This window comes from Candidatus Pantoea formicae (assembly GCF_011752625.1).
Taxonomy (GTDB): domain Bacteria; phylum Pseudomonadota; class Gammaproteobacteria; order Enterobacterales; family Enterobacteriaceae; genus Pantoea; species Pantoea formicae.
Map to the genome: position 1 here is coordinate 62,348 of NZ_VWXD01000017.1, position 22,490 is coordinate 84,837.

General features: G+C 52.0%; 25 protein-coding genes. 12 read left to right on the top strand and 13 right to left on the bottom strand.

The window, feature by feature from the left end; translation table 11 throughout:
- Nucleotides 1–63: 63 nt before the first annotated feature.
- Complete coding sequence (locus tag F3J38_RS25890; protein WP_167143924.1) at nt 64–861, bottom strand: C40 family peptidase; 798 nt, start codon at nt 859–861, stop codon at nt 64–66.
- 365 nt (nt 862–1,226) lie between these two features.
- On the opposite strand from F3J38_RS25890, the gene F3J38_RS25895 reads away from it, so the two are divergent.
- Nucleotides 1,227–1,562, top strand: coding sequence for a Grx4 family monothiol glutaredoxin (locus tag F3J38_RS25895; RefSeq protein ID WP_197063369.1), 336 nt, complete (start codon nt 1,227–1,229; stop codon nt 1,560–1,562).
- A 42-nt stretch (nt 1,563–1,604) separates the two neighbouring features.
- On the opposite strand, the gene rnt is transcribed toward F3J38_RS25895, so the two are convergent.
- The 5 genes from rnt to eptA form a co-directional block, all read right to left on the bottom strand.
- Nucleotides 1,605–2,276, bottom strand: a complete 672-nt coding sequence (gene rnt / locus F3J38_RS25900) for a ribonuclease T (RefSeq protein WP_167143927.1) — start codon at nt 2,274–2,276, stop codon at nt 1,605–1,607.
- A gap of 108 nt (nt 2,277–2,384) precedes the next feature.
- Nucleotides 2,385–2,792, bottom strand: coding sequence for a lactoylglutathione lyase (gene gloA, locus F3J38_RS25905; RefSeq protein WP_167143928.1), 408 nt, complete (start codon nt 2,790–2,792; stop codon nt 2,385–2,387).
- Nucleotides 2,793–2,900: 108 nt separating this feature from the next.
- Nucleotides 2,901–3,998 carry an alkene reductase gene (locus F3J38_RS25910; RefSeq protein ID WP_167143931.1) on the bottom strand — a complete coding sequence of 366 codons (1,098 nt, stop codon included), beginning with the start codon at nt 3,996–3,998 and terminating at the stop codon, nt 2,901–2,903.
- Nucleotides 3,999–4,047: 49 nt separating this feature from the next.
- Nucleotides 4,048–4,644, bottom strand: coding sequence for a TetR/AcrR family transcriptional regulator (locus F3J38_RS25915; RefSeq protein WP_167143934.1), 597 nt, complete (start codon nt 4,642–4,644; stop codon nt 4,048–4,050).
- Nucleotides 4,645–4,683: 39 nt separating this feature from the next.
- The gene (gene eptA / locus F3J38_RS25920) at nt 4,684–6,321 is read right to left on the bottom strand and encodes a phosphoethanolamine transferase EptA (protein ID WP_167143939.1); all 1,638 of its coding nucleotides are present in this window, start codon (nt 6,319–6,321) and stop codon (nt 4,684–4,686) included.
- 228 nt (nt 6,322–6,549) lie between these two features.
- On the opposite strand from eptA, the gene F3J38_RS25925 reads away from it, so the two are divergent.
- The 4 genes from F3J38_RS25925 (at nt 6,550) to F3J38_RS25940 (ending at nt 8,950) form a co-directional block, all read left to right on the top strand.
- Nucleotides 6,550–6,789 carry a DUF1289 domain-containing protein gene (locus tag F3J38_RS25925; protein ID WP_167143942.1) on the top strand — a complete coding sequence of 80 codons (240 nt, stop codon included), beginning with the start codon at nt 6,550–6,552 and terminating at the stop codon, nt 6,787–6,789.
- A 65-nt stretch (nt 6,790–6,854) separates the two neighbouring features.
- Nucleotides 6,855–7,751, top strand: a complete 897-nt coding sequence (locus tag F3J38_RS25930) for an aldo/keto reductase (protein ID WP_167143945.1) — start codon at nt 6,855–6,857, stop codon at nt 7,749–7,751.
- A gap of 81 nt (nt 7,752–7,832) precedes the next feature.
- Nucleotides 7,833–8,351, top strand: a complete 519-nt coding sequence (gene sodC, locus F3J38_RS25935; RefSeq protein ID WP_167143948.1) for a superoxide dismutase family protein — start codon at nt 7,833–7,835, stop codon at nt 8,349–8,351.
- A gap of 131 nt (nt 8,352–8,482) precedes the next feature.
- Nucleotides 8,483–8,950: a hypothetical protein gene (locus F3J38_RS25940; RefSeq protein WP_167143951.1), complete on the top strand. Its 468-nt coding sequence runs from the start codon at nt 8,483–8,485 to the stop codon at nt 8,948–8,950.
- Here the strand turns inward: F3J38_RS25940 and F3J38_RS25945 are convergent, their stop codons facing one another.
- The 3 genes from F3J38_RS25945 to F3J38_RS25955 are packed head-to-tail and all read right to left on the bottom strand — an operon-like array spanning nt 8,951 to nt 12,059.
- A complete protein-coding gene (locus F3J38_RS25945) occupies nt 8,951–10,951 on the bottom strand; it encodes an FUSC family protein (protein ID WP_167143954.1) in 2,001 nt (666 codons plus the stop codon). It lies immediately after the preceding gene.
- 7 nt (nt 10,952–10,958) lie between these two features.
- On the bottom strand, nt 10,959–11,816 hold the full coding sequence (locus tag F3J38_RS25950; RefSeq protein ID WP_167143957.1) for an efflux RND transporter periplasmic adaptor subunit: 858 nt from the start codon (nt 11,814–11,816) through the stop codon (nt 10,959–10,961).
- Between the two features lie 6 nt (nt 11,817–11,822).
- A complete protein-coding gene (locus F3J38_RS25955; RefSeq protein WP_167143960.1) occupies nt 11,823–12,059 on the bottom strand; it encodes a DUF1656 domain-containing protein in 237 nt (78 codons plus the stop codon).
- Nucleotides 12,060–12,211: 152 nt separating this feature from the next.
- Between F3J38_RS25955 and slyA the strand changes: the two genes are divergently transcribed.
- Entirely contained in the window at nt 12,212–12,649 is a 438-nt protein-coding gene (slyA, locus tag F3J38_RS25960) for a transcriptional regulator SlyA (RefSeq protein ID WP_167143963.1), read from the top strand.
- Nucleotides 12,650–12,690: 41 nt separating this feature from the next.
- Here the strand turns inward: slyA and slyB are convergent, their stop codons facing one another.
- On the bottom strand, nt 12,691–13,158 hold the full coding sequence (gene slyB, locus F3J38_RS25965; protein ID WP_167143965.1) for an outer membrane lipoprotein SlyB: 468 nt from the start codon (nt 13,156–13,158) through the stop codon (nt 12,691–12,693).
- 285 nt (nt 13,159–13,443) lie between these two features.
- Between slyB and anmK the strand changes: the two genes are divergently transcribed.
- The 5 genes from anmK to pdxY all read left to right on the top strand — a co-directional run bounded on the left by anmK (nt 13,444) and on the right by pdxY (nt 17,905).
- Nucleotides 13,444–14,565 carry an anhydro-N-acetylmuramic acid kinase gene (gene anmK / locus F3J38_RS25970; RefSeq protein WP_167143968.1) on the top strand — a complete coding sequence of 374 codons (1,122 nt, stop codon included), beginning with the start codon at nt 13,444–13,446 and terminating at the stop codon, nt 14,563–14,565.
- 10 nt (nt 14,566–14,575) lie between these two features.
- The gene (locus F3J38_RS25975; RefSeq protein ID WP_167143971.1) at nt 14,576–14,905 is read left to right on the top strand and encodes an MliC family protein; all 330 of its coding nucleotides are present in this window, start codon (nt 14,576–14,578) and stop codon (nt 14,903–14,905) included.
- Nucleotides 14,906–14,919: 14 nt separating this feature from the next.
- The gene (pdxH, locus tag F3J38_RS25980; protein ID WP_167143974.1) at nt 14,920–15,576 is read left to right on the top strand and encodes a pyridoxamine 5'-phosphate oxidase; all 657 of its coding nucleotides are present in this window, start codon (nt 14,920–14,922) and stop codon (nt 15,574–15,576) included.
- A 139-nt stretch (nt 15,577–15,715) separates the two neighbouring features.
- A complete protein-coding gene (gene tyrS, locus F3J38_RS25985; RefSeq protein WP_167143977.1) occupies nt 15,716–16,990 on the top strand; it encodes a tyrosine--tRNA ligase in 1,275 nt (424 codons plus the stop codon).
- 54 nt (nt 16,991–17,044) lie between these two features.
- Nucleotides 17,045–17,905 (top strand): pyridoxal kinase PdxY, encoded by an 861-nt coding sequence (gene pdxY, locus F3J38_RS25990; protein ID WP_045813989.1) that lies wholly within the window; start codon nt 17,045–17,047, stop codon nt 17,903–17,905.
- A 79-nt stretch (nt 17,906–17,984) separates the two neighbouring features.
- Here the strand turns inward: pdxY and gstA are convergent, their stop codons facing one another.
- From gstA to dtpA, 3 genes are all read right to left on the bottom strand, one after another.
- Nucleotides 17,985–18,590, bottom strand: coding sequence for a glutathione transferase GstA (gstA, locus tag F3J38_RS25995; RefSeq protein ID WP_205298417.1), 606 nt, complete (start codon nt 18,588–18,590; stop codon nt 17,985–17,987).
- 73 nt (nt 18,591–18,663) lie between these two features.
- Entirely contained in the window at nt 18,664–19,572 is a 909-nt protein-coding gene (locus tag F3J38_RS26000) for a LysR family transcriptional regulator (protein WP_167143983.1), read from the bottom strand.
- Between the two features lie 152 nt (nt 19,573–19,724).
- Nucleotides 19,725–21,230 (bottom strand): dipeptide/tripeptide permease DtpA, encoded by a 1,506-nt coding sequence (gene dtpA / locus F3J38_RS26005; RefSeq protein ID WP_167143987.1) that lies wholly within the window; start codon nt 21,228–21,230, stop codon nt 19,725–19,727.
- Between the two features lie 781 nt (nt 21,231–22,011).
- Here dtpA and F3J38_RS28525 point away from each other — a divergent pair.
- A complete protein-coding gene (locus F3J38_RS28525) occupies nt 22,012–22,230 on the top strand; it encodes a hypothetical protein (RefSeq protein ID WP_505538588.1) in 219 nt (72 codons plus the stop codon).
- Nucleotides 22,231–22,490: the final 260 nt, after the last annotated feature.

Below are 22,490 nucleotides of genomic sequence, written 5' to 3' on the forward strand. Positions count from 1 at the left end.
AAAAATGGCATAAAAAAAGCCGGAGCTGATTAAGCATCCGGCTTTTTATGTGTTGCGCAACAACTAGCGAATGGTTTTAGGCGTCATCATGCGGCGTGCGCCGACATAATGTTTTTGCCAATAATCCTCACCCAATGCGCTAATCTGAATATCTTTGCCGGTGCGTGGCGACTGAATAAATTTACCATCGCCAAGATAAACCCCGACATGGTCAGCTGCACCGCGATTGTTAATGCGGAAAAACACCAAATCCCCTTTCTCCAGCATTTGACGCTTGATAGGTGCCGCATCGTGCAGGTGATACATTTCATTCGCAGTGCGTGGGAATTTGTATTTGACCAAATCTTTATAGGCGTACCACACCAAGCCGCTGCAATCGAACCCGGTATTCGGTGAGGTGCCACCCCACTGATAAGGTTTACCCAGTTGTCCCATCAATTTATTCATCGCAGTAGCACGTGCCTTTTGATAACGCTGGCGGTGCGATTTGCTCATTCTGATGCCGGTCAATTCCTGCGTTTCATCATCCAACTCAGGCAACTTCTTAACTAAACGTTGATGGCCGTACTTTTTAGCTGGGGATTTCAGCAGGCTTTTCTTGGGGGTGGTTTTATGTAACGCAGTCTCAGTTTTACTTTGCTTTTTCAGCTTCAGTTTCTGCACGGTCTTATGCACGGACGACAGGCGAGACTTCTTAGCCGTTGTTTTAACCGGGCGTCGCTTGCGGCGCTCATCTTCACGCGCACCTTTTTTCTCAGCATTATGCAAACTGGCATTAACGGGTGCATGCGGTGAGGCAGAAGCCACATTAAAGAACAGTTGGGCGAAAGCCAGTATGAAAAGCGTAATCAGTAAACGCATAGTCCGGTTACAGGTTAAGCAGTCTGGTAGAGAAACAGGCTGCGGCTAAGTAAGAGAAATCTGATCAACGATCAGCGCCGAAGCAATTCTAATCCACTTTTTTTCTAAAAGGTAAGGCCTTTTTCTATTAATCTGTTACTCAACTTTTTTTGCCGTGAAAATGAGCGATTTCAGCTGGTTAACGCAGCGTAATTATTGCTAATTATTAATTTGTTCATGCTTGCTAATGATATGAAATTGTTATTTAAGGCGACTGGACTTAACAAACATGGCGATCGGCATGACGTGAACGCAAAATCCCGTTTTCAGTGCGGGCCTGAAGTCGCTACAATAAACAAACACGAAGTGAAGCATTAAGGAAGGCAATAATGAGTACTGTTGAAAAAATTCAGCGCCAGATCGCAGAAAATCCGATCCTGCTGTACATGAAAGGTTCGCCGAAACTGCCAAGCTGCGGTTTCTCTGCGCAGGCTGTGCAGGCACTCTCTGCCTGTGGTGAGCGCTTCGCGTATGTGGATATCCTGCAGAACCCGGATATCCGTGCTGAACTGCCAAAAATCGCTAACTGGCCAACGTTCCCGCAACTGTGGGTTGATGGTGAGCTGGTGGGTGGGTGCGATATCATCGTTGAGATGTTCCAGCGTGGTGAACTGCAGCCGCTGCTGAAAGAAACCGCTGAGAAGTACAAAGAAGCGGAATAATTGCGAAGGCCGACATTTGTCGGCCTTTTCTTTGGTCATCAATCAAGATGAAGCGTCATCTTCTTCCGTCTGTTCATCAGTAAACGCCAACGGCCAGCCGCCTAATCGTTTCCAGCGATTCACCAGCTCACAAAACAGCGTTGCCGTTTGCTCGGTGTCATAAAGCGCGGAGTGTGCCTGGGTACTATCAAAATCCATTCCCGCCGCTTTACACGCCTTGGCGAGCACGGTCTGACCGAGTACCAGCCCACTCAATGCGGCCGTATCAAAAGTGGCAAACGGATGAAACGGGTTGCGTTTCAGGCTGGCGCGCTCAGCGGCTGCCATGACGAAATTCAGATCGAACGTCGCATTGTGCGCCACAATAATGGCGCGATTACAGCCATGATCTTTGGTGCCTTTGCGCACCATTTTAAAGATGGCATGTAGCGCTTCATATTCACTCACGGCACCGCGCAACGGGTTGCTGGGATCGATGCCAGTAAAAGCCAGTGCTGCGGGATTAAGAATCGCGCCTTCGAACGGTTCCACATGAAAATGCAGCGTTTCATCGCGGTGTAACCAACCCTCCTCATCCATCTTGAGCGTGGTGGCCGCAATTTCCAGCAGCGCATCGGTTTGAGCATTGAAACCGGCGGTTTCGACATCGATAACCACAGGATAAAAACCACGGAAACGTTGATGGAGAGCGTTTAAGGCGTTCGAATCAGACATCAGGATCTCATAGCAAGAAATGGGGCAGCGCGCATTATGGCAAAAATTACGGAAGGGTGCAGCAGGAGAGGGAAGTCAGCCTGCAAATTAGCAGGCTGACAAACGGCATTAATTGCCGAGGCCGTGACCGGCGTGTTTGTTTTCAATCAGCTCGATTTTATAGCCATCGGGATCTTCTACAAACGCAATAATGGTGGTGCCACCTTTAACCGGACCCGCTTCACGAGTGACGTTGCCGCCTACACTGCGGATGCGTTCACAGGTTTCCGCAACGTTATCTACGCCCAGTGCGATGTGACCATAAGCATTGCCCAGCTCGTATTTATCGACACCCCAGTTGTAGGTCAGCTCAATCACTGCACCTTCACTCTCTTCGGTGTAGCCCACAAATGCCAGGGTGTATTTGTATTCGGTATTTTCGCTCTGACGCAGTACGCGCATGCCCAGCACACGGGTATAAAAGTCGATTGAACGCTGCAAATCGCCAACGCGTAACATGGTATGAAGTAAACGCATAACATCCTCTTTTTAAAAGTCATCAGGGAATGACAAAGACTATCAAGTATAGCCAGTTAACGCCCTGAAGAAACAGCACTGCCGCACATCCGGTGCGGCAGTTTCATATTACAGCGTTGGATAATCCGTATAGCCTTCAGCGCCACCGCCATAGAAGCTTTCAGGGCGCTGTGGATTCAAAGGGGCGTCTTGCTGTAAACGCGCCACCAAATCTGGGTTGGCGATGAAGTCACGGCCAAAGGCCACCGCATCGATCAACCCTCGCGCAATCAGATCATCCGCTTTCTCAACAGTATAAGCACCGGCACCAATGATCACGCCAGGGAAGATGGCACGCACTTTTTCACGGAAAGCATCGCTATAAGGCTGACCACCGGCCCAGTCAGGTTCGGACAGGTGCAGGTAAGCAATCCCGCGTTTGCCCAATTCCGCGATGTACCACAGTGCGGCTTCCTCTTCATCTGGGCCATTTTCCAGATTCTGGAAGGCTCCAATCGGTGACACACGGATACCGATACGATCGGCTGACCAATTTGCAATCGCGGCATCCACCACTTCTAGCGCAAAACGGCCACGCTTCTGGATTGAACCACCGTACTCATCGGTACGCTGGTTGGAACCTGGAGCCAGGAACTGATGCATCAGATAGCCGTGCGCGGAGTGCAGTTCCAGCAAATCAAAATTCGCATCACGTGCATTGGCTGCGGCCTGGCCGAAGTCTTTCACAATTTGCTGGATCTCGGCCACGCTCAGTTCACGTGGCAAAGAAGTATCTTCACGATAGACGGTGCCATCAGCGGCACGCAGAGAGGTACGTGTGCCGGCTTCCAGCGCTGAAGGCGCGACGGGCGCTTTGCCCTCTGGCTGTACGCTATGATGGGAAATACGTCCGGTGTGCCATAACTGTACGGCGCTGTGACCCTGAGCAGCATGAATGCTTTCGTTGATCAGTTTCCATGCGGCGATTTGCTCCGGGGTGTGCAACCCTGGCGCACCCGCATAACCTTTCGCCTGGAAAGAGATTTGCGTTGCTTCGGTGATGATCAGACCGGCACTGGCGCGCTGCTGATAATACTCTGCCATCAGCGGAGTCGGGATATCGCCCGGCTCAATACTACGCAGACGCGTGAGTGGGGCCATAAATACGCGGTTTGGTACGGTAATCGCACCCACTTTAAGCGGGGAGAACAGTTGTTTACTCGCCATGATGACTCCTGTAATAGACCGGTCGTCTAGAAACTAAGGTTTTTAAAAATCAGTGGCCACTTAGCCACTGTTCGATGGTTTCGAGTGCCAGAATGATAGGGCCTGGCTCACGGGAAATTTTGCTCTGCAAACTGGCACCCAGCCATAACAAATAACAGCGTTGTGCAAGTTGTTGCGGTGTTTGCCCAAAGGGTAGCTCTTGCTCAGCGGCCATTTCGGTAAGACAGCGCGCATAGGCCGCTATCATGGCCGTGGCGCCATGCTGTAACGCATCACGCATCGGTTCCGACAGATCACACACTTCTGCCGACAGTTTCACGCCAAGACAACCGACTATATGACCTTGCTCGATAAACAGCGTTTCACCATAACGGAAATGGTTGAGCAATCGTTCACGCGCAGAAAGCCCCGGCTGGTTAAGCTGCTGTTCAATCTGCTCGAGATAATGGCTGAAGTAGCGCTCCAGTAGCGCGACACCAAAGGCTTCTTTCGAACGAAAGTAATGATAAAACGAGCCTTTCGGCACTTCCGCCAGCGCCAGCATTTCGCTCAGACCCATTCCGGTAAAACCGCGTTGCAGGCAAACCTGCTCGCCAGTAGCGAGCAGGTGTTCACGGGTTTCGTTGCGTTGCACAGTCTTGTTCATGGCGAGCAGAATATTAGACCGGTCGGTCTAATGCAATGGCTAAGCGGCATTTTGGCACGATCTGATCATATCCAGTTGGGGTTGGTATTCCTGTGTCTGGATATTGAACAGGCCTAAAACCGTATGGAAAAGATTATCTTGCGACACTTTTTCTTTTGCAGCTTGCTGACGTAAACAGGACTCATCAATGTGATAAGCGGCGGCATAGCCCGGCGACATCCACATTAGCAGGGGGATGTGAGTCTGCTGCGAAGGAGCAAACAAATAAGGCGCACCGTGCAAATACATCCCATGTTCACCCAGCGACTCACCATGATCAGAAAGATAGATCAGCGCCACATTGAAACGATCACTTAACGCTTTCAGCTTATCAATAGTGCGACTTACCATGTCGTCGGTGTACAACAGCGAGTTATCGTAGGTATTCACCAGTGCCTGATGATCGCAGTCCTGAATCTGATTGCTGTCACAGGTCGGTGTGAAACGACGAAACGACTCAGGATAGCGCTGGTAGTATGCCGGACCGTGGCTGCCCATCTGATGCAGTACGATAATGCCGTCATTGTGCAGGCTATCGACATAGTTATCAAAACGATGCAACAGAACATCATCAAGACAGAAGCCATCATGGCAATATTGAGGCAATTTCCATTGCGTCATATCCGTATGCGGTACGCGGTCACAGGCACCTTTACAGCCGCCATCATTTTCACGCCACAGTACGCTGACGCCAGCATGTGCCAGAATATCCAGCACGCCTTCCTGATGATGGGCCAGATTAGCATCGTAATGCTCACGTGGCATATTGGAGAACATGCAGGGCACGGAAATGGCGGTCTCGGTACCACATGAGCTGGCATCGGGATAATAGATGACCTGCTGTTTTTTCAATTCGGGATTCGTCTCACGGGCATAACCGCCCAATGAAAAGTTCTCTGCACGTCCCGTTTCCCCCACCACTAATACCACCAGCGTTTTCTTCTGCTCAGTGCTAATCAGCGGGCCTTTCTTCGCATCCTGGCCGATTTTCACCAGCGCCTGGCTACCTTGTAAATAACGTTCGTCAACGTAGTGACCGGTGCCACTCACAATATTGGCGGGCGTGATCATTTTGACCAACCCTTTGTTATTACGGATCAGCGAAGCGTAATCTTTATAAAACAGCACGGCCATCAGCAGAATGAGCAAAATAGCCCCCAGCGCGCCCGCTAAGCGCTGTAGCAGACTCCACCACCAGCGCTGTCCGGTTTTAATGCGTACCATACAAATTAGTGCAACGGGCACGATGCCCATCAGAATCATCCACACCACATAGCTGCTGCTGACCAGTGCTCCTGCTTCTTGTGCATCCGACTCAAACACGTTTTGAATCATGTTGGTGTCGATAACCGTGCCAAAACTATGCATGAAATAGTTGGCGGCAGCACTCGCCAACACCAACACAATCAGCAACGGTTTGCGGATATAGGGCCAGGCCAGCAGTGAGAAGATCAAATAGAACGCAGCGGCTAATACCACAGGGATACTTGCCGCGAATAAATAGTCATGCAAGCGATCATAGGGGATGATTTCCCATGCGCGTAGCAAGAACAAGGCGTTGAGTATTAAGGTAAAAAACAGGGCGGCAATCAGATTAAAGCTACTGGTATGGCACTGGAGTCTAATCGGCAATTTCATGAAGGCTCAATAACTGGGTGGAATGTGACAATCGTATGAATTCAATATGAGGAAAACCTTAACACTTGCTAAACACTAGCAATTCAGCGAATTAGAGAGGGAAATGATTGGTAAAAATCCGTGACTGAAGCGTTGGGTGGGTGAAATTCAGACAAATTGCGTATAGGCTTTGAACAATATCGCCAAGCTGTTATCAATAAGAAGCCTGTTGTTAAACCCGGAGTCGATGTGGCCGAACAATTAGAGTTTTTCCCGGTTCCCAGCCCATGTCGCGGCATTTGTCAGAGTGATGCGCGCGGTTATTGTCGCGGTTGCCTACGTAGCCGGGAAGAACGTTTTAACTGGATGAAATTCACCGATGCACAGAAGCGAGATGTACTGCGTTTGTGCCGCCAGCGTTGGCTACGTCTACATCGGCAGCAAAAAATCGATGAGAATCATGATCCAGAACAGCCGTCACTGTTTTAAGAAAACGACGATTTGTCTTTCCGTTATACTCCCGGTTTCGCATTTGCGTTCAAGGGAGTTTAACGATGTTACAACCGCAAACTATCGCTCCGCAGGGCCCCTCTTTTTCACCATTGATTGTTGGTTACTGGCGCTTGCTCGAGTGGGGGATGACACCGCAACAGCTTGTCGCCTTTATTGAACACCATCTGTCACTCGGCATTAGCACTGTCGATCATGCCGATATTTATGGCGATTATGGCTGTGAGGCCGCATTTGGCGATGCGTTGCGTCTGGCACCGGCATTGCGTGAAAAACTGCAAATTGTCACCAAATGCGGCATTGCCACGCGCGCTAAACCCGAGCATCAGATCGGGCATTACATAACCGAAGCCAGCCACATCCTGCACAGTGCCGAGAACTCTTTGCGCCATTTCAGCACCGATTATCTCGATCTGTTGTTGATTCACCGTCCCGATCCGCTGATGGACGCCGATGAGATAGCCGAGGCCTTTATGGCGCTGCATCAAAGCGGCAAAGTGCGTCATTTTGGTGTGTCTAACTTCACGCCAAGCCAGTTCACCCTGCTGCAGTCGCGTCTGCCCTTTAGTCTTGTCACCAATCAACTGGAGATATCTCCGCTTGAGCAGTCCAGTATTCTCGACGGCACACTCGATCAGTGCCAGCAGGTGCGCATGCGACCGATGGCATGGTCTTGTCTCGGGGGCGGACGTTTGTTCAACGATCCGCACTACCAACCCTTGCGTGATGAACTTGATCGGGTGAAGCAGGAAATTGGTGCCTCCAGCATTGACCAGGTGGTGTATGCATGGGTTATGAAGTTGCCTAGCCGACCATTGCCCATTATCGGTTCAGGTAAAACCACGCGCGTCACAGAAGCCGTAGGTGCCTGCCAACTCACGCTAAATCGCCAACAGTGGTTCCGTATTCGCAAAGCGGCGCTGGGTTATGATGTGCCCTGAAGCGTAAAACAACGTCAAATTACGGCAGACTGGCGTTTTCCCGTCCAGGCTTACAAGGCATTTCAACCGTAAGGAGACGTTATGAAGAGAATCCTGATTGCCGCGGTAGCATTGGCTACGGCCTTGGGGGCGCAGGCCGCCTCTGAAGAGGTCACACTGCATCAAGTCACGGCGCAAGGTATTGGTGCCTCGATTGGCAAAGTGACCATCAGTGAAACGCCGTATGGTCTGCAATTTGCACCCGCGTTGAGCGGGCTTAAACCTGGTGTTCACGGCTTCCATGTGCATGCCAAAGGAAGTTGTGAACCCGGCACCTCGGATGGCAAAACTGTCGCGGCGGGTGCGGCAGGGGGGCATCTTGATCCGCAAAATACCGGCAAGCATCTTGGGCCCTACGCCGATGGTCACTTGGGGGATCTGCCCGCTCTTTATGTGACTGATGACGGGAAAGCCGATTACCCTGTCGTCGCACCGCGCATCAAATCGCTGAGTGAAATTAAAGGCAAGGCGTTGATGGTGCATGTCGGAGGTGATAACCATGCCGACCATCCACAACCTCTGGGCGGAGGTGGCGCGCGTTTTGCCTGTGGCGTGATTTGATCTTGCAGGCGGCAGAATGTTCTGTCGCCTGTCATTTGTCGATGAAAAATTCTGACCCACTTTCCCGCTACACTCCGGGCGCTATCCATCCTATGATGTTGATTCAGGAATAGAACCTTTCAGGGGCCGGAATGAAAGCGCGTGGGATTTTGCTGTTATGTTTTTTGTTGGCAGGATGCGATCAACCCAACGATACGCAACTCAGGTTAGATGCCAGCCGGCAGCTACAGCGCACCATCGATACTAATCCGCTGCGCGCCAGCTGTGAAAATATTGCGCGGGGCCGCGAATGGTTAACGCAGCACACGGTTGAACAGTTAGAAGCCAAGGGTTGCCAGAATGTACTACGCAGTGCCACAGAAACGAATTTTACCCATACAGAAACGTTTCATCGGACATTGACCACCGTATGCGGTGGCATCCAGGGCAAAAGCTTTACGGGTACAACCCTTAATCGTCGCTTCATTTATTCATCAGAAGAGAAAGCGCTGGTGATTGAACCGATGACCGATCAGGACAAAACGCGCTTCGAAGGGCAGAAAACCTTGCAGCAATTGCAAGACGATTTTAACCGCCAAATGACGCAGTACTGCCAATAATCAATCAGGTACAGCCTGACTCAATTGTGCCAGTGAGCAGCGCAGCCGCCACAGGATGCCCGAGAGGGTGTTGGTTTCACTGTCTGGCTGTTGCTGTAGTTGCGCAATCATCGCTTCCAGCTCGTCGAGTGTCGCCTGTAGTGAAGCATGGCGTACACCACGCAGGCTCATGATGCGTTGTAGATCTTGCAAACTGCTGTCGCGTACTTGCGCCAGAGTGGCTGAGGCTGGCTGCCAATCGCGCAACTGCCAGACGATATGTGAACAGTTGAGGAGTACCACCCCCCAACGCAGTAGCCAAACGCGCGCCTGCTCATCACGGCTTTGACTCAATTGGCTGATGTGGTGATAAATCTGCGATTCGAAATGGCTTTCACTCAATCGTGGATGACGACGCAATTGATCCAGGAAGGCATGGCGTAACGCACGGATATGACGACGGCTGCGGCGTGCGTCGGAGCTCGGGCGTAAAACCTGAAAGGCCATCCACGCCAGCAATACCCCACACACTTTCGCCAGATTATCATTGAGAAAGCTTTGATAATCCCAGTCTGGCGGATTCGTCACGGCGATAAACGACCCCATAAACACGATAAATTGCCCCCACATACCCGCGCGCGTTTTCTGCTGCAGCTTGAAAAGTTGCAAGGTGAGCAGCAGCGGGAACAGCAGCAGCATAAATTGCCATAGCGCACTGATTTGTACCATTAACCCATACTGCAGCAGGAAGCTAAACACCGAGAGCCACAGCAGCGTTTTCAGCAATAATGACACGCTGCCGCTGGGTGAGGGGGCAGAAGAGTAGAGCACACAGGCAATTGCAGTGAGAGTGAGTGCGGCGGCACCTACGTCCCATTGCGTTCCAATCCAGAACGCGCAGCCCAGCATGATCACGCTAAAAGTGCGCAACGCGCTCCAGCTGGCTTCGGCACTGTCACTTTCACGTGCCAGTGAAGGCGCATACGGCGGTTGAAAACGGGTATCTGCATCCGCGCGCTCAATCAGGCGAATCCAACGATTCACATTCAAATAGACCCAACAGAAGTAGCGCAAACGCTGAACAAAGGCGCGTTGTCGAAAATCCCCCGTGGCCTGAGGGGTCACGCTGCGCAAAATCAGTGCCAGACGATATTTGTCACATTGCGGCTGCGCCAGTTCATGCAGTAACTGCTGAATAGCGCGATAGAGTTCTGGCGGCGCATCTGGCCAGTTAAGCAGCATGCGACGCAGACTGGAAAGGACGCTGGTTAAACGTAACTGCTGATGCAGCACATAGTTCAACACATTGTTCTGACGGCGATAGCGATAATGGCTCCAGAAGGCTTGGATACGGAGCAGGTTCATCGTGAGAATCTGGCTTATGACATTCTCATGTGCGGTGCGCACGTTGTCGGTGCTGCTCTGCTGTAGCAGCAGTACGGCATGGTCGAGCAGGCGTGCGTGCATCTGTCGCAACGACGTCATTAAGGTGTTGCCATCCGAGGTGCTGGGCAAAATCATCATCATTAACCCGGCGCAAAGAATGCCTGAAATGACTTCGCACACGCGTGCTTGGGTGATGTCCCACAGCTGCGTAACATCCGTAATGTTCACGCTGCTGAAGGCGATGATCGCAGCGGTATAACCCGCCAGTGAAAAAGCGTAGGCCACGTTGTTTTGATAGTGGTTAGCAATCCAGGTGCAGAATGCCAGCCAAGCGGACATGAAGAAGGCAAACAACCAAGGTTCATTCAGCGTGTGGCCGGCGATCAACAGCGCAGCGGTGGCACCCAGCAGGCTACCCACGATGCGACCCAGGCTTTTGCTGATCGCACCGCCAACGGTTGGGAAACTCACCACCGCCGCCGAAGTCATGGCCCAGTAAGGCTCATCGAGTTGCAGCCCATAGGCGATGGTCAGCGCCAGGCACATCGCGATAGCGTTGCGCAACGCATAGCGCCATTGGGGGCCAGTCGCTTTCACCCACGGCAGGTTTTGCCATGCTAACCACTGCAGGTTCATCCTGACCTCAATGCGCGATAGTAATGGTGCAGGTGGTACCCGCCACCAACGGGACATCATCGGGAATGGTGTCTAAGCGAATTCGCACCGGCACGCGCTGTGCTAAACGCACCCAAGGCACATTGGGTTTGATATCGGGTACCAGCCCGCTGTCGGTTGACACGCTTTGGTCGTAAATTGCCCGACCAATACTCTCTACTTTACCCTGAAGTCGAGTGCCATTGCTGTACAGCACAATCTGTGCGTCTGCGCCGGGCCGGATATGGCGCAATTTCGTCTCTTCAAAGTAACCCATCACATAATATGAGTGGCTATCCAACAGCGCGAATAACGGGGTGCCGGCAGTGGCGTAATTCCCTGGACGAAGCGTCAGGTTGCTGATCCAACCGTCAGTGGGGGCGGTAATCGTGGTTTGTTGCAGATTCCAGCGAGCCTGATCGAGACTAGCCTGCGCCGCTTTGGCGGTGGCGGTGGCGGCATTAGCGGTGAGTCGCGCTGCATCCATATCCTCAGCAGAGATCACGTTGCGCGGCAAACTGGCGCGGCGGTTGGCCTCGTGCTGCGCCTTAGCCAGATCGGATTGGGCTTTAGACAACTGTGCATCCGCGTTGTCGAGGGCTATCTGCCAAGGCACCGGATCGATCTTTAATAAGGTATCGCCTTTATGCACAAACTGGTTGTCTCGCACGGTCAACTCAATGATACGGCCAGAGACTTCGGGCGTGATATCGACCAGCTCTGCACGGACTTTGCCATCACGTGTCCAAGGCGATTGCATGTAATAGTTCCACATCCACCACCCTGCAATCAGGGCCAGGGCAAACACCACCAGAGTGGAAAAGTATTTAAATGGGTTGAATTTCATGGTGATTTATCCGAGGCTCAGTAACCACAGTGCGCCAGTGACGCACAAAACAAACAGGGAAAGGTCCATCAGCGTGGGGTGCCAGATGTCACCGGAGTACATCCAGCCGCGTAGCAAAGGGTGAATCAGCAACCAGAAAAAGAACCCCAGCAGCACAGCTTTAAACAGGGGGGGAAAGAGCAGTGAGGCACCGAAAACCAGGTCGGTAAGCGGAGCGGTGGCGGAAAGTGTGGTTATCGACACGTGTCATCATCCTTCATTATCCCAGGTTGCCTCACGAGAGCGTAGTAGAGTGAGGATGCCGTCGAGCCTGAGATTTGTAATTTGTCCTGTAAACTCGCAGAATAGTGTAGAATCTGGCAAGATAGCTAGCAAGCTAATTATAAGGAGATGAAATGGATACGCCCCTCGGAACAGATTTGTCCCGCTTGGTTCGCATCTGGCGTGCCTTGATTGATCAGCGTTTGAAACCGCTTGAGTTGACTCAGACACATTGGGTGACGTTACACAATATTCATCAACTTCCACCAGAACAGTCGCAGATCCAGCTGGCGAAGGCGATCGGTATCGAACAGCCTTCACTGGTTCGTACGTTGGATCAGCTGGAAGAGAAGGGGTTAATCACCCGTGCGACTTGTGCCAACGATCGTCGTGCTAAGCGTATCAAGCTGACCAAGCAGGCTGAGCCGATTATCGAACAGGTTGAAAGCGTGATTGATGCCACGCGGGACGATATCCTCTCCGGCATCAGCCTGGAGGAGATCAACCAGATGGTGACACTGATTGCCAGACTGGAAAAAAACATTCTCGAGTTACAAAACCGCGAGAAATAAAAAAACCGACGCCATGGCGTCGGTTTTTTTTATCTTCCCACTCAGCGTGGAGAAACGGTCACTTGGCTGCCGTTGGAAGCCATCACTACGCGCTGACCCACTGAGTAACGGGTAGCCGCTTGCTTCTGCACGACCATGATGGTGTTGCCATCATCTTTACGAATTTCCAGCTCAACACCATCGGATTTGTTCACTGCACCCTGAACGCCTTGACCTGCTACGCCGCCCAGTACCGCACCGCCTGCTGTTGCCAGGCTACGTCCGGTGCCACCACCAATGGTATTACCGAGGAAACCACCCAGTACTGCACCACCAATGGCACCAATTACGTTGTTTTCATCGCCGCCCTGGATTTTAACCGGACGAACGGATACCAGAGTACCGTAGGAAACACTTTGTACTTGTTTGGCTTCACTGGCGCTATACACATCACCGGAAAGGGTGTCATTGCTGACACAACCTGCCAGCGTCAGGCCGGTCAGTGCCACGGCTACAAAACGCTTAATCATCAGAAAGCTCCTTAATGCAAAAAAACGCCATGTTCTCGTCCTCTACTGCTTGAGTATAAGACAGAAAGCTGGCAATTGACTCTAAGTCCAAATTTTACGCGGCTGAAGCGAAGCATAGACTATCGCTCATCAACAAAAATTCAATTTCGTGCTGAAAATATTTTTGTGTTGCGTTGCTGTGTGCTGCGCAGTTGAAAAGCGGAATTTTATCATAGAATTAGCCGCTGTTATTTGCCAAGCTAAACAGAGTTAAAGATAAGTCTCACGCGTGGGTAAGGAACCGCTATGAAATCAGGACGCTACATCGGCGTGATGTCCGGCACTAGCCTGGATGGCGTAGACGTGGTGCTGGCAGCCATTGATCACCACATGGTGGCCCAGCAAGCCAGCTATTGTCATCCCATGCCGCCGGCCCTTCGTCAGCAGGTGCTGGCCATCTGCCAGGGACAGCCATTGACGCTGTCACAGCTCGGCCAGTTAGACACGCAGTTGGGAAAGCTGTTTGCCGAAGCTGTGCTCACGCTGATGCAACAGGAATCGCTGGAAGCCAGCGACATCATGGCCATCGGTTGCCATGGGCAAACTGTATGGCATGAACCGCAAAGTGATGCACCCAACACCCTGCAGATTGGTGATAATAATCAAATCGTTGCCGCGACAGGTGTCACGGTAGTCGGGGATTTCCGCCGTCGTGATATGGCGTTAGGCGGGCAGGGTGCGCCTTTAGTGCCCGCGTTCCACCAGGCGCTGTTAATGGATAGCGTTGAGCGCCGCATGGTCTTGAATATCGGTGGCATTGCAAACTTATCGTTACTGATACCCGGCCAGCCTGTGCGGGGTTTTGACACTGGGCCGGGTAATATGCTGATCGATGCGTGGATTTGGCGCCACAAAGGGCTGCCCTACGACAAAGATGCCGTTTGGGCACGCAGTGGCCAAGTGGTGCCTGCACTGCTTGAAAACATGTTAAACGATCCCTGGTTCGCATTACCGCCGCCGAAAAGTACCGGACGTGAATATTTCAATCTTGGCTGGGTTGAGCGCCAGTTGCAGCGTTTTCCCGCGCTGGCACCCCAGGATGTTCAGGCTACGCTTTGTGAACTCACGGCATTAACCATTGTGCAGCAGGTACAGCTCAATGATGGCTGTGATCGCCTGTTGGTCTGTGGTGGTGGTGGTCGTAACCCACTGTTAATGGCGCGTCTCGCAGCGCATCTGCCGGGGACGGAAGTGGGGACCACCGACGAAGCCGGTATCAGCGGTGATGATATGGAAGCATTGGCTTTTGCCTGGCTGGCTTACCGCACGTTATCGGGTTTACCAGGCAATTTGCCCGCCGTGACGGGCGCACGTGAAATGAGCGTATTGGGTGCAATCTATCCGGCCAATGCCCGAGCAACACGTTAAGGAGCTAAGCATGAAAAAAGTGGTTATTTTGTTGGGAAGTCTGGTGATGTTAAGCGGCTGCGGTATGCTGCATAAACAGGAACAGACCCCACAAACATTACGCTATCAGTGCGGCACATTGCCGCTGACCGTCACGCTCGACAATGCGAAGCAGCAGGTCAGCTTTATTCTGGATGGCAAACCGTTAACGCTGACGCAAACCGTTTCGGCCTCAGGGGCACGTTACAGTGACGGAACCTATGTCTTCTGGTCGAAAGGTAACGGTGCCTTTGTTGAACGTAATGATAAAATTGTGATTAATGACTGTGAATTGCAAAACGCGGATGCGTCCGCCCAGTAACCAAGAGAATCAGCATGAGCGACAGTGACAGCTTGCAAAATATTGCCCATTTGCGCCGTGAGTACACCCGCGGCGGGCTGCGACGTAATGATCTGCCAGACAATCCTCTGGCACTGTTTGAACAGTGGTTGAAGCAGGCGTGTGATGCGCAATTGCCGGATCCCACGGCGATGACCGTCGCCACTGTAGACAGCAGTGGACAGCCTTATCAGCGAATTGTTTTGCTCAAACACTACGATGAGCAGGGAATGGTGTTTTATACCAACCTCGGTAGCCGCAAAGCGCTGCAGTTGGCGGATAATCCGCGCATCTCGCTGCACTTCCCTTGGCATTTTCTCGAACGTCAGGTGATGGTGTTAGGGGAAGTGGAAAAACTGTCGCCACTGGAAGTGCTGAAATACTTCAGCAGCCGTCCGCGTGATAGCCAGATTGGCGCTTGGGTGTCGAAGCAGTCAAGCCGTATTTCGGCACGCGGTGTGCTGGAAGGCAAGTTCCTTGAGTTGAAACAGAAATTCCAGCAGGGTGAGGTGCCGTTGCCCAGTTTTTGGGGCGGATATCGCGTCAAATTCCACACCGTGGAGTTCTGGCAGGGGGGCGAGCATCGTCTGCACGATCGCTTCCTTTACCAACGAGACGGCAATGGCTGGTCGATTGACCGTTTAGCGCCGTAAAACTGCGTTTTACCCCCTTCAAACGCTGGCGCAGTTGGCGCCAGCGCTTTATGCTATAGCCCTCATTTTTTTCGTATCCGCATCTCAGCGGAAAGCTGTGTACCAGCCTAGGTGCAGTCTGATCAATTTGGAGTCAGTGATGACCAGCAGTAACCTGATACAACAATTGCAAGAAAGGGGCTTAGTCGCCCAGGTAACGGACGAGGAAGCGTTAGCAGAGCGACTGGCGCAAGGGCCAATTGCACTCTATTGCGGCTTCGATCCGACCGCTGATAGCTTGCATTTGGGCCATCTGGTGCCGCTGCTCTGCCTGAAACGTTTTCAGGACGCCGGACACAAGCCGGTCGCGCTGGTGGGTGGTGCCACCGGTCTGATTGGCGATCCCAGCTTTAAAGCAGCAGAACGTAAACTCAACACCACCGACACCGTTGGCGAATGGGTCGAGAAAATCCGCAACCAGGTTGCGCCTTTCCTCAGCTTCGACTGCGGTGATAACAGTGCTATCGCAGCCAACAACTACGACTGGTTTGGTGGCATGAACGTGCTGACCTTCCTGCGTGACATCGGTAAACACTTCTCTGTCAACCAGATGATCAACCGTGAAGCCGTTAAGCAGCGTTTAAACCGTGAAGATCAGGGTATCTCCTACACCGAGTTTTCTTACAACTTGCTGCAGGGTTATGACTTTGCGGAACTGAACAAGCGCCATGACGTGGTGCTGCAGATTGGCGGTTCGGACCAGTGGGGTAACATTACTTCCGGTATCGATCTGACTCGTCGCCTGCATCAGCAGCAGGCTTGGGGCTTAACCGTTCCCTTGATCACTAAATCAGATGGCACCAAATTCGGTAAAACCGAAGGTGGCGCGGTGTGGCTTGATGCGAAGAAAACCAGCCCGTACAAGTTCTACCAGTTCTGGATTAATACCGCAGATGCGGACGTCTATCGCTTCCTGAAGTTCTTCACCTTTATGAGCATTGAAGAGATCAATGCGCTGGAAGAAGAAGACAAGAACAGCGGTAAAGCGCCACGCGCGCAGTATGTGTTGGCGGAGCAGGTGACGCGTCTGGTTCACGGTGAAGCCGGTCTGACGGCCGCTAAACGTATCACTGACAGCCTGTTCTCCGGCAGCTTGACTGAGATGACCGAAGCGGACTTCGAGCAGCTGGCGCAGGACGGTATGCCAGTAATCAATCTGAATGCAGAAGATGACCTGCAACAGGCGCTGGTCGCGGCTGAGCTGGTACCTTCGCGCGGTCAGGCACGCACCATGATCGGTTCGAACGCCGTTTCTCTCAACGGTGAAAAACAATCTGACGCCGAGTATCGTTTCAGTGAGAGTGACAAACTGTTTGGTCGCTTTACGCTGTTGCGTCGCGGTAAAAAACACTACTGCCTGATTAACTGGCAGTAAGGTTCGAGGGCCGGTTTCCGGCCCTTTTTTATGGCAAGGCAGTACAGGGCAATAATGAAAAATATCCTCGCAATCCAATCTCATGTGGTTTATGGCCACGCCGGTAACAGCGCCGCCGAATTCCCGATGCGTCGTATGGGCGCAAACGTTTGGCCGTTAAATACCGTACAGTTCTCTAACCACACGCAGTATGGCCACTGGACCGGAACCGTAATGCCCGCCACTCATTTAACGGATATCGTTAAAGGAATCGCGGCCATCGACCGTCTGAAGACCTGTGATGCGGTGCTGAGTGGCTATTTAGGTTCTGCTGAGCAGGGCGAACAAATTTTAGAGATCGTGCGTCAGGTGAAAGCCGCCAACCCGAACGCATGGTTCTTCTGTGATCCGGTGATGGGCCATCCTGAGAAGGGGTGCATCGTGGCGCCTGGCGTCGCTGAATTCCATTGCAAGATGGCGATGCCAGCGAGCGACATCATCGCGCCCAATCTGCTGGAGCTGGAAATGCTGAGCGGCCATGAAGTGGCTAACGTTGAGCAGGCCGTTGTCGCAGCACGCGCATTGGTGGCACAAGGCCCTAAAGTGGTGCTGGTGAAACACCTGGCCCGTGCTGGACGTCGCAGCGATCGCTTCGAGATGCTGCTGGTGACTGCCGATGAATGCTGGCACATCAGTCGTCCGCTGGTGGATTTTGGCGTACGTCAACCGGTCGGTGTGGGCGATCTGACCAGCGGCCTGCTGTTGGTGGATTTGCTGCACGGTAAATCACTGCAAGACGCGCTAGAGCACGTGACGGCGGCGGTGTATGAAGTGATGCTGAAAACCCACGAAATGGGTGAGTATGAACTGCAGTTGGTGGCGGCGCAGGATGCGATTGCCCAACCGACTCAGCATTTTGCAGCCGAGAAGCTGTAACCCGCAGTATAAGCAGGCGACCACCCGGTGGCATGCCGCTATCGTGATTAACAGGCGCACAAGGTGCGCCTGAATATCCTTAGACCAAACCTTCTGCTTTCAGTGCCGCTTGTACCGCAGGGCGCTCTGCCACGCGATTAAACCAAGCTTCTAACGCATCCAGTCCGCTAAGATCCAGCTTGATCGCTTTCGCCCAACGCGTCACCACGAACAGATAGACATCGGCCACGGTATAACGCAGACCCATCAGCCACTGTTTGTCCTGCAGCGCGTCATTCACCGCCTGATATTTTTTCTCAAGCTGTGCGCGCACAATCGCTTTGTACTCTTCTGGTGTGTCTGGGCGGAACAGCGGTGAGAAGGTTTTGTGTAACTCGCTGCTGACAAAGCTCAGCCATTCCAGCGTGTGATAGCGTGTCAAACTGCCCGTCGGTGCCAGCAAATTGCGGTCTGGTTTGAGATCCGCCAGATACTGCACGATAGCAACGCCTTCAGTCAGCAAACTGCCATCATCAAACTGCAGTGCGGGAACTTGTCCTTTCGGGTTAATCTGCCAGTAATCCTCTCCCTGCTCGGTAACCTTTTTCTGCAGGTCGACATTCACCTGCGTAAAATCCAGTCCGCATTCACGCGCAACGATATGCGGTGACAGTGAACAGGCACCGGGCTTGCAATAGAGTTTCATCATGGCTTCTCCTGGAGTGTTGTTGTGATCGAAACAGCATAAATCTGCTAAAAATTTTTACCAGTGACAGCGATCAGGAATTCCGGTCTGCATTGCGTTTTTCTTCAGCAAAACAGGCGAGCGAAGGCAGCTGATCGAGTGCAAAATCCCAGAACTGACGGACCTTTGGCGTCATATTTTTGACTCGCTGTGTGACAAGTTGCACCGGCAAGGGGGCGGGTTCCCACTCGGGTAATAATCGGATCAGTTTTCCGTCCTGTAGATCATCCATCACCTGATATGACAGCAAGCGGCCAATCCCCTGGCCGCCGCGTAACGTTTCCAACTGGCTTTCAATATCATTGACGCGCAGACGTGGCAAAATACGCACCCGCAAATCCTGAGCAAAGCGCCATTCACGTGTATGGCGCAGGCTGGTGATCACCGCATGTTGGTGGAGGTCTGCTGGATGCGAGGGAACACCTGCGCGTTTTAAATAGTCAGGGCTGGCCACCAGGGTTGAACGGACACTGCCCACTTTGCGCGCCACCATGGAGGAATCCTGTAATTCGCCAATGCGCAGCGCGATATCCAGGCCATTTTCAATCAGATCCTGGTAACTATCGCTCAGCACCACTTCAATTTGCATTTCGGGATGCTGCTGCAAGAAGGCATTGACCAGCGGCATCACATGGCGCCGACCAAAGGGGACCGGCGCGGTAATACGCAGTAACCCCTGTAGGCCGCTATGGTGGGCGCTGTCCATCGCATGCTGATAATCGCTTAAGAGTTGTTGCGCTTGCTCAAAAAGCTGCCAACCGGCTTCAGTAGGGGCCAGTTGCCGAGTGGTACGTTCAATTAACGTCGTGCCGAAGCGCGTCTCTAGAGCACTCAGCGTGCGGGTAATGACGGGAGGAGAGCGCTGTAGAATACGGGCTGCGCCTGCCATGCTGCCTTGCTGAATCACCGCGACAAATACTTGTAGCTCTTCAAATCGGTCCATGGTGATTCCAGCAGGATGAACAGGGAGCCGTCATCATGCGGGTAAGCGCTTAAAAAGCGAAGCTTTGACAGCAGGAAACGTTAAAGAATGCGGAAGAAAAAGCGAGGAAAAGAAAAAGCCGGGCGAACCCGGCTTAATTTTAATCGAAAACGTTACTGATTCGCGTTGACGCTCTTTAGCTCCGTCTGCGCATCACTCTGTGTCATGCGGTTAAGCAGTGGCGCGGTGATCAGCATCAGGATGGCGATGGCACCGGTCGCGATACCAATCTGCTGGAACACGTGGCTGTAAACGGCCAGTGAAGCGTGTGGATCGGTCACATCATTCGGTACGGCCATCAGATTAGCCACTTTACCGGAAATCATCGCTGCGCCAGCGGTGGTGAGGAACCAAGAGCCCATGATGAAGCCCATCAGACGTTGTGGCACTAACTGAGCCACCATCGCCAGGCCAAGACCGGAAATCATCAATTCGCCCACACTCTGCAGTGCATAGCTGATAATCAACCAGTTCACAGACACAATACCGGCATCGTTAGCGAACTTGGCACCAAATGGCAGCACCAGGAACGCAGCAGAGCACAGCACCATACCAATCGCGAACTTGTGCGGCATCGGCAGTTTGTCGCCCAGCTTGTTATACACCGCCGCCAGAATCGGGCTGGCCAGCATAATCCAGAACGGGTTCAGCGCCTGGAACTGTTCGGGTTCGAAGGTCATGCCCAGAATGGCATGCTCAACGTTGCGAATGGCGAAGAAGTTCAGTGAGGTCGGCATCTGCATGTAGAGCACGAAGAACACAATCGCTTCGAGCATCAGTAAGAAGGCGACGATCATTTTACGGCGTGCTGCACCCTGCAGGGCAAAGGCTTCTTTCGCGAATACCAGCACGATGCCGATGGCAATCACGCCCAGCGCCATGCGTGCAATGCTTTGGTGATGTAACAACCAAGCCGCAACGGCCACCAGCGCCACGACACCCACCAGCGTCATCAGCAATTTGCTGACATTCAGTGGCGCAAAGTCCGGTTTAGAACCGTAGTTCTTCACTAGGCGCTGGCAGAACAGGAAGTTCAGTAAGGTAATCACCAGACCCACCACGGAGAGCGAAAACGCTGCGCCCCAGCCGTAATGTGCAGCCAACCACGGTGTCAGCATCATTGAGAACAGAGAACCGATGTTGATCGACATATAGAACATGGTGAACGCACCGTCGATGCGCGGATCATCCTTCTCGTAGCAGGTAGACAGCAGAGAAGAGGGGTTGGCTTTGAATAAACCACTCCCCACGGCGATAGTCGCCATCCCGACGTAAACCATCGCGGTGTCATGGCCTGAGAAGGCGATCAGCGCATAACCGAGTGCCAGCACGATAACGCCAAGAACAATTACACGTTTGGTGCCCAACACTTTGTCGCCCAGCCAGCCGCCAATGGCAACCATACCGTATACCAGGGCGCTGAACGAGGTGAACAGGGTAATGGAGTCCGCTTCGGACATGCCCAGCTGTTTCACCAGGTAAACGGCCATGATGGCTTGCAGACCGTAGTAGCCGAAACGCTCCCACAGTTCGATGGAGAAGATCAAATAAAACGCTTTCGGTTGCTTGAACGCGTTGAGGCTTACTGCCTCGTCAGTGTGTTTGTTTGCAGTTGACACGTGTACCTCAGTTTATACATAGCCTGTTTTGCGACAGGAATTAAGTCTGCGTCGGGTGGGGTAATCCCGCGCAACATTTTTATTAGAAAGGAAAAACGGCGCCTAATTTGGCTGAATCAGGCCATCAGGGCAAGCATTTTCTGCACGCTGAAATACTTGTAACAGGTAGGGTTAATGCCGTTATAAGAAGTTGTAAATCAGTGTTAAATATTGCTGAGTGAGATTATATCAGAATAAACATAGCATAAAGAGATCTTTGGGATCATTTTCCTGATATAAACCGCTTATGGCGCCTTTTGCAGAATATAACGCTGTAGATGATTATTTATGCCAATATTAAGCCCGAACATGATGGTATTTTAAGCATAATGGGTTGATTATTGAGCGTAATACGCAATAGGAAGTTTCCAGAAGGCTAATTTGTTGATCATGCGCACAAAATTACGAATTAATTTTGGTCGTAAAAGAAGAAAACGTTTGCGTGGTCAACGTGTGTCGAGTAAATCACCAAGTGGATGGATGTTTGACCGCACAAAATGCAGGCATTAACCAAAATGCTCGTAAGCGAAAGTGCGATAAAAAGCATGAAATTCCGTTTAGACAGTGCGCCAGGTTTGCTGTAACCTCGTTTTTTCCCTGAAAGGACGTAACCATGACGCAGTCAGTTCGTGTCGCCCTTATTGGATGCAGCCTTTACCTCCGAAATCATAGCGTTACTATTACTTATCCTTGTAAATCATAAGTTTACAACATTTAGGGCAACGTTATGGGCAACAATCAGATGCACAACAAGTCTAAAATCGTGAGCAACACACCTAAATACACCACTAAACGCGGTGAAACTTTTTATATCAATTTCCGCTTACCCTCAGGCAAATTCTTTCGCCAATCCTTAGCTACAGACTCCCTAAAAACCGCACAAGCAACAATGTCACTATTGTCTGCATACATTCCCCTCGTGCAGTCAGGGGAGATGAGAGGGGGAAGATTTCAGACTTAAAATCGTTGACCTCAAGGCTCTGACTAAACGTGATCTTGATAGTCTGCTCTATAGAATGCTTCAGTCCGACTTGAACGAGGCTGAGCGTATACCTCAACTTGGTTCAATTATCCGGGCGTCTGGCCTTGAGATATGACCCTGACCCGAAATCCTGCTCCATTCAGAAACAGAATTCCGGCATGATAATGACTCCCCTGAGCGGAGGTTGTGCCGATGAAAAAGTCACGATTCACCGAAGAGCAGATTGTCTTTGCCCTGAA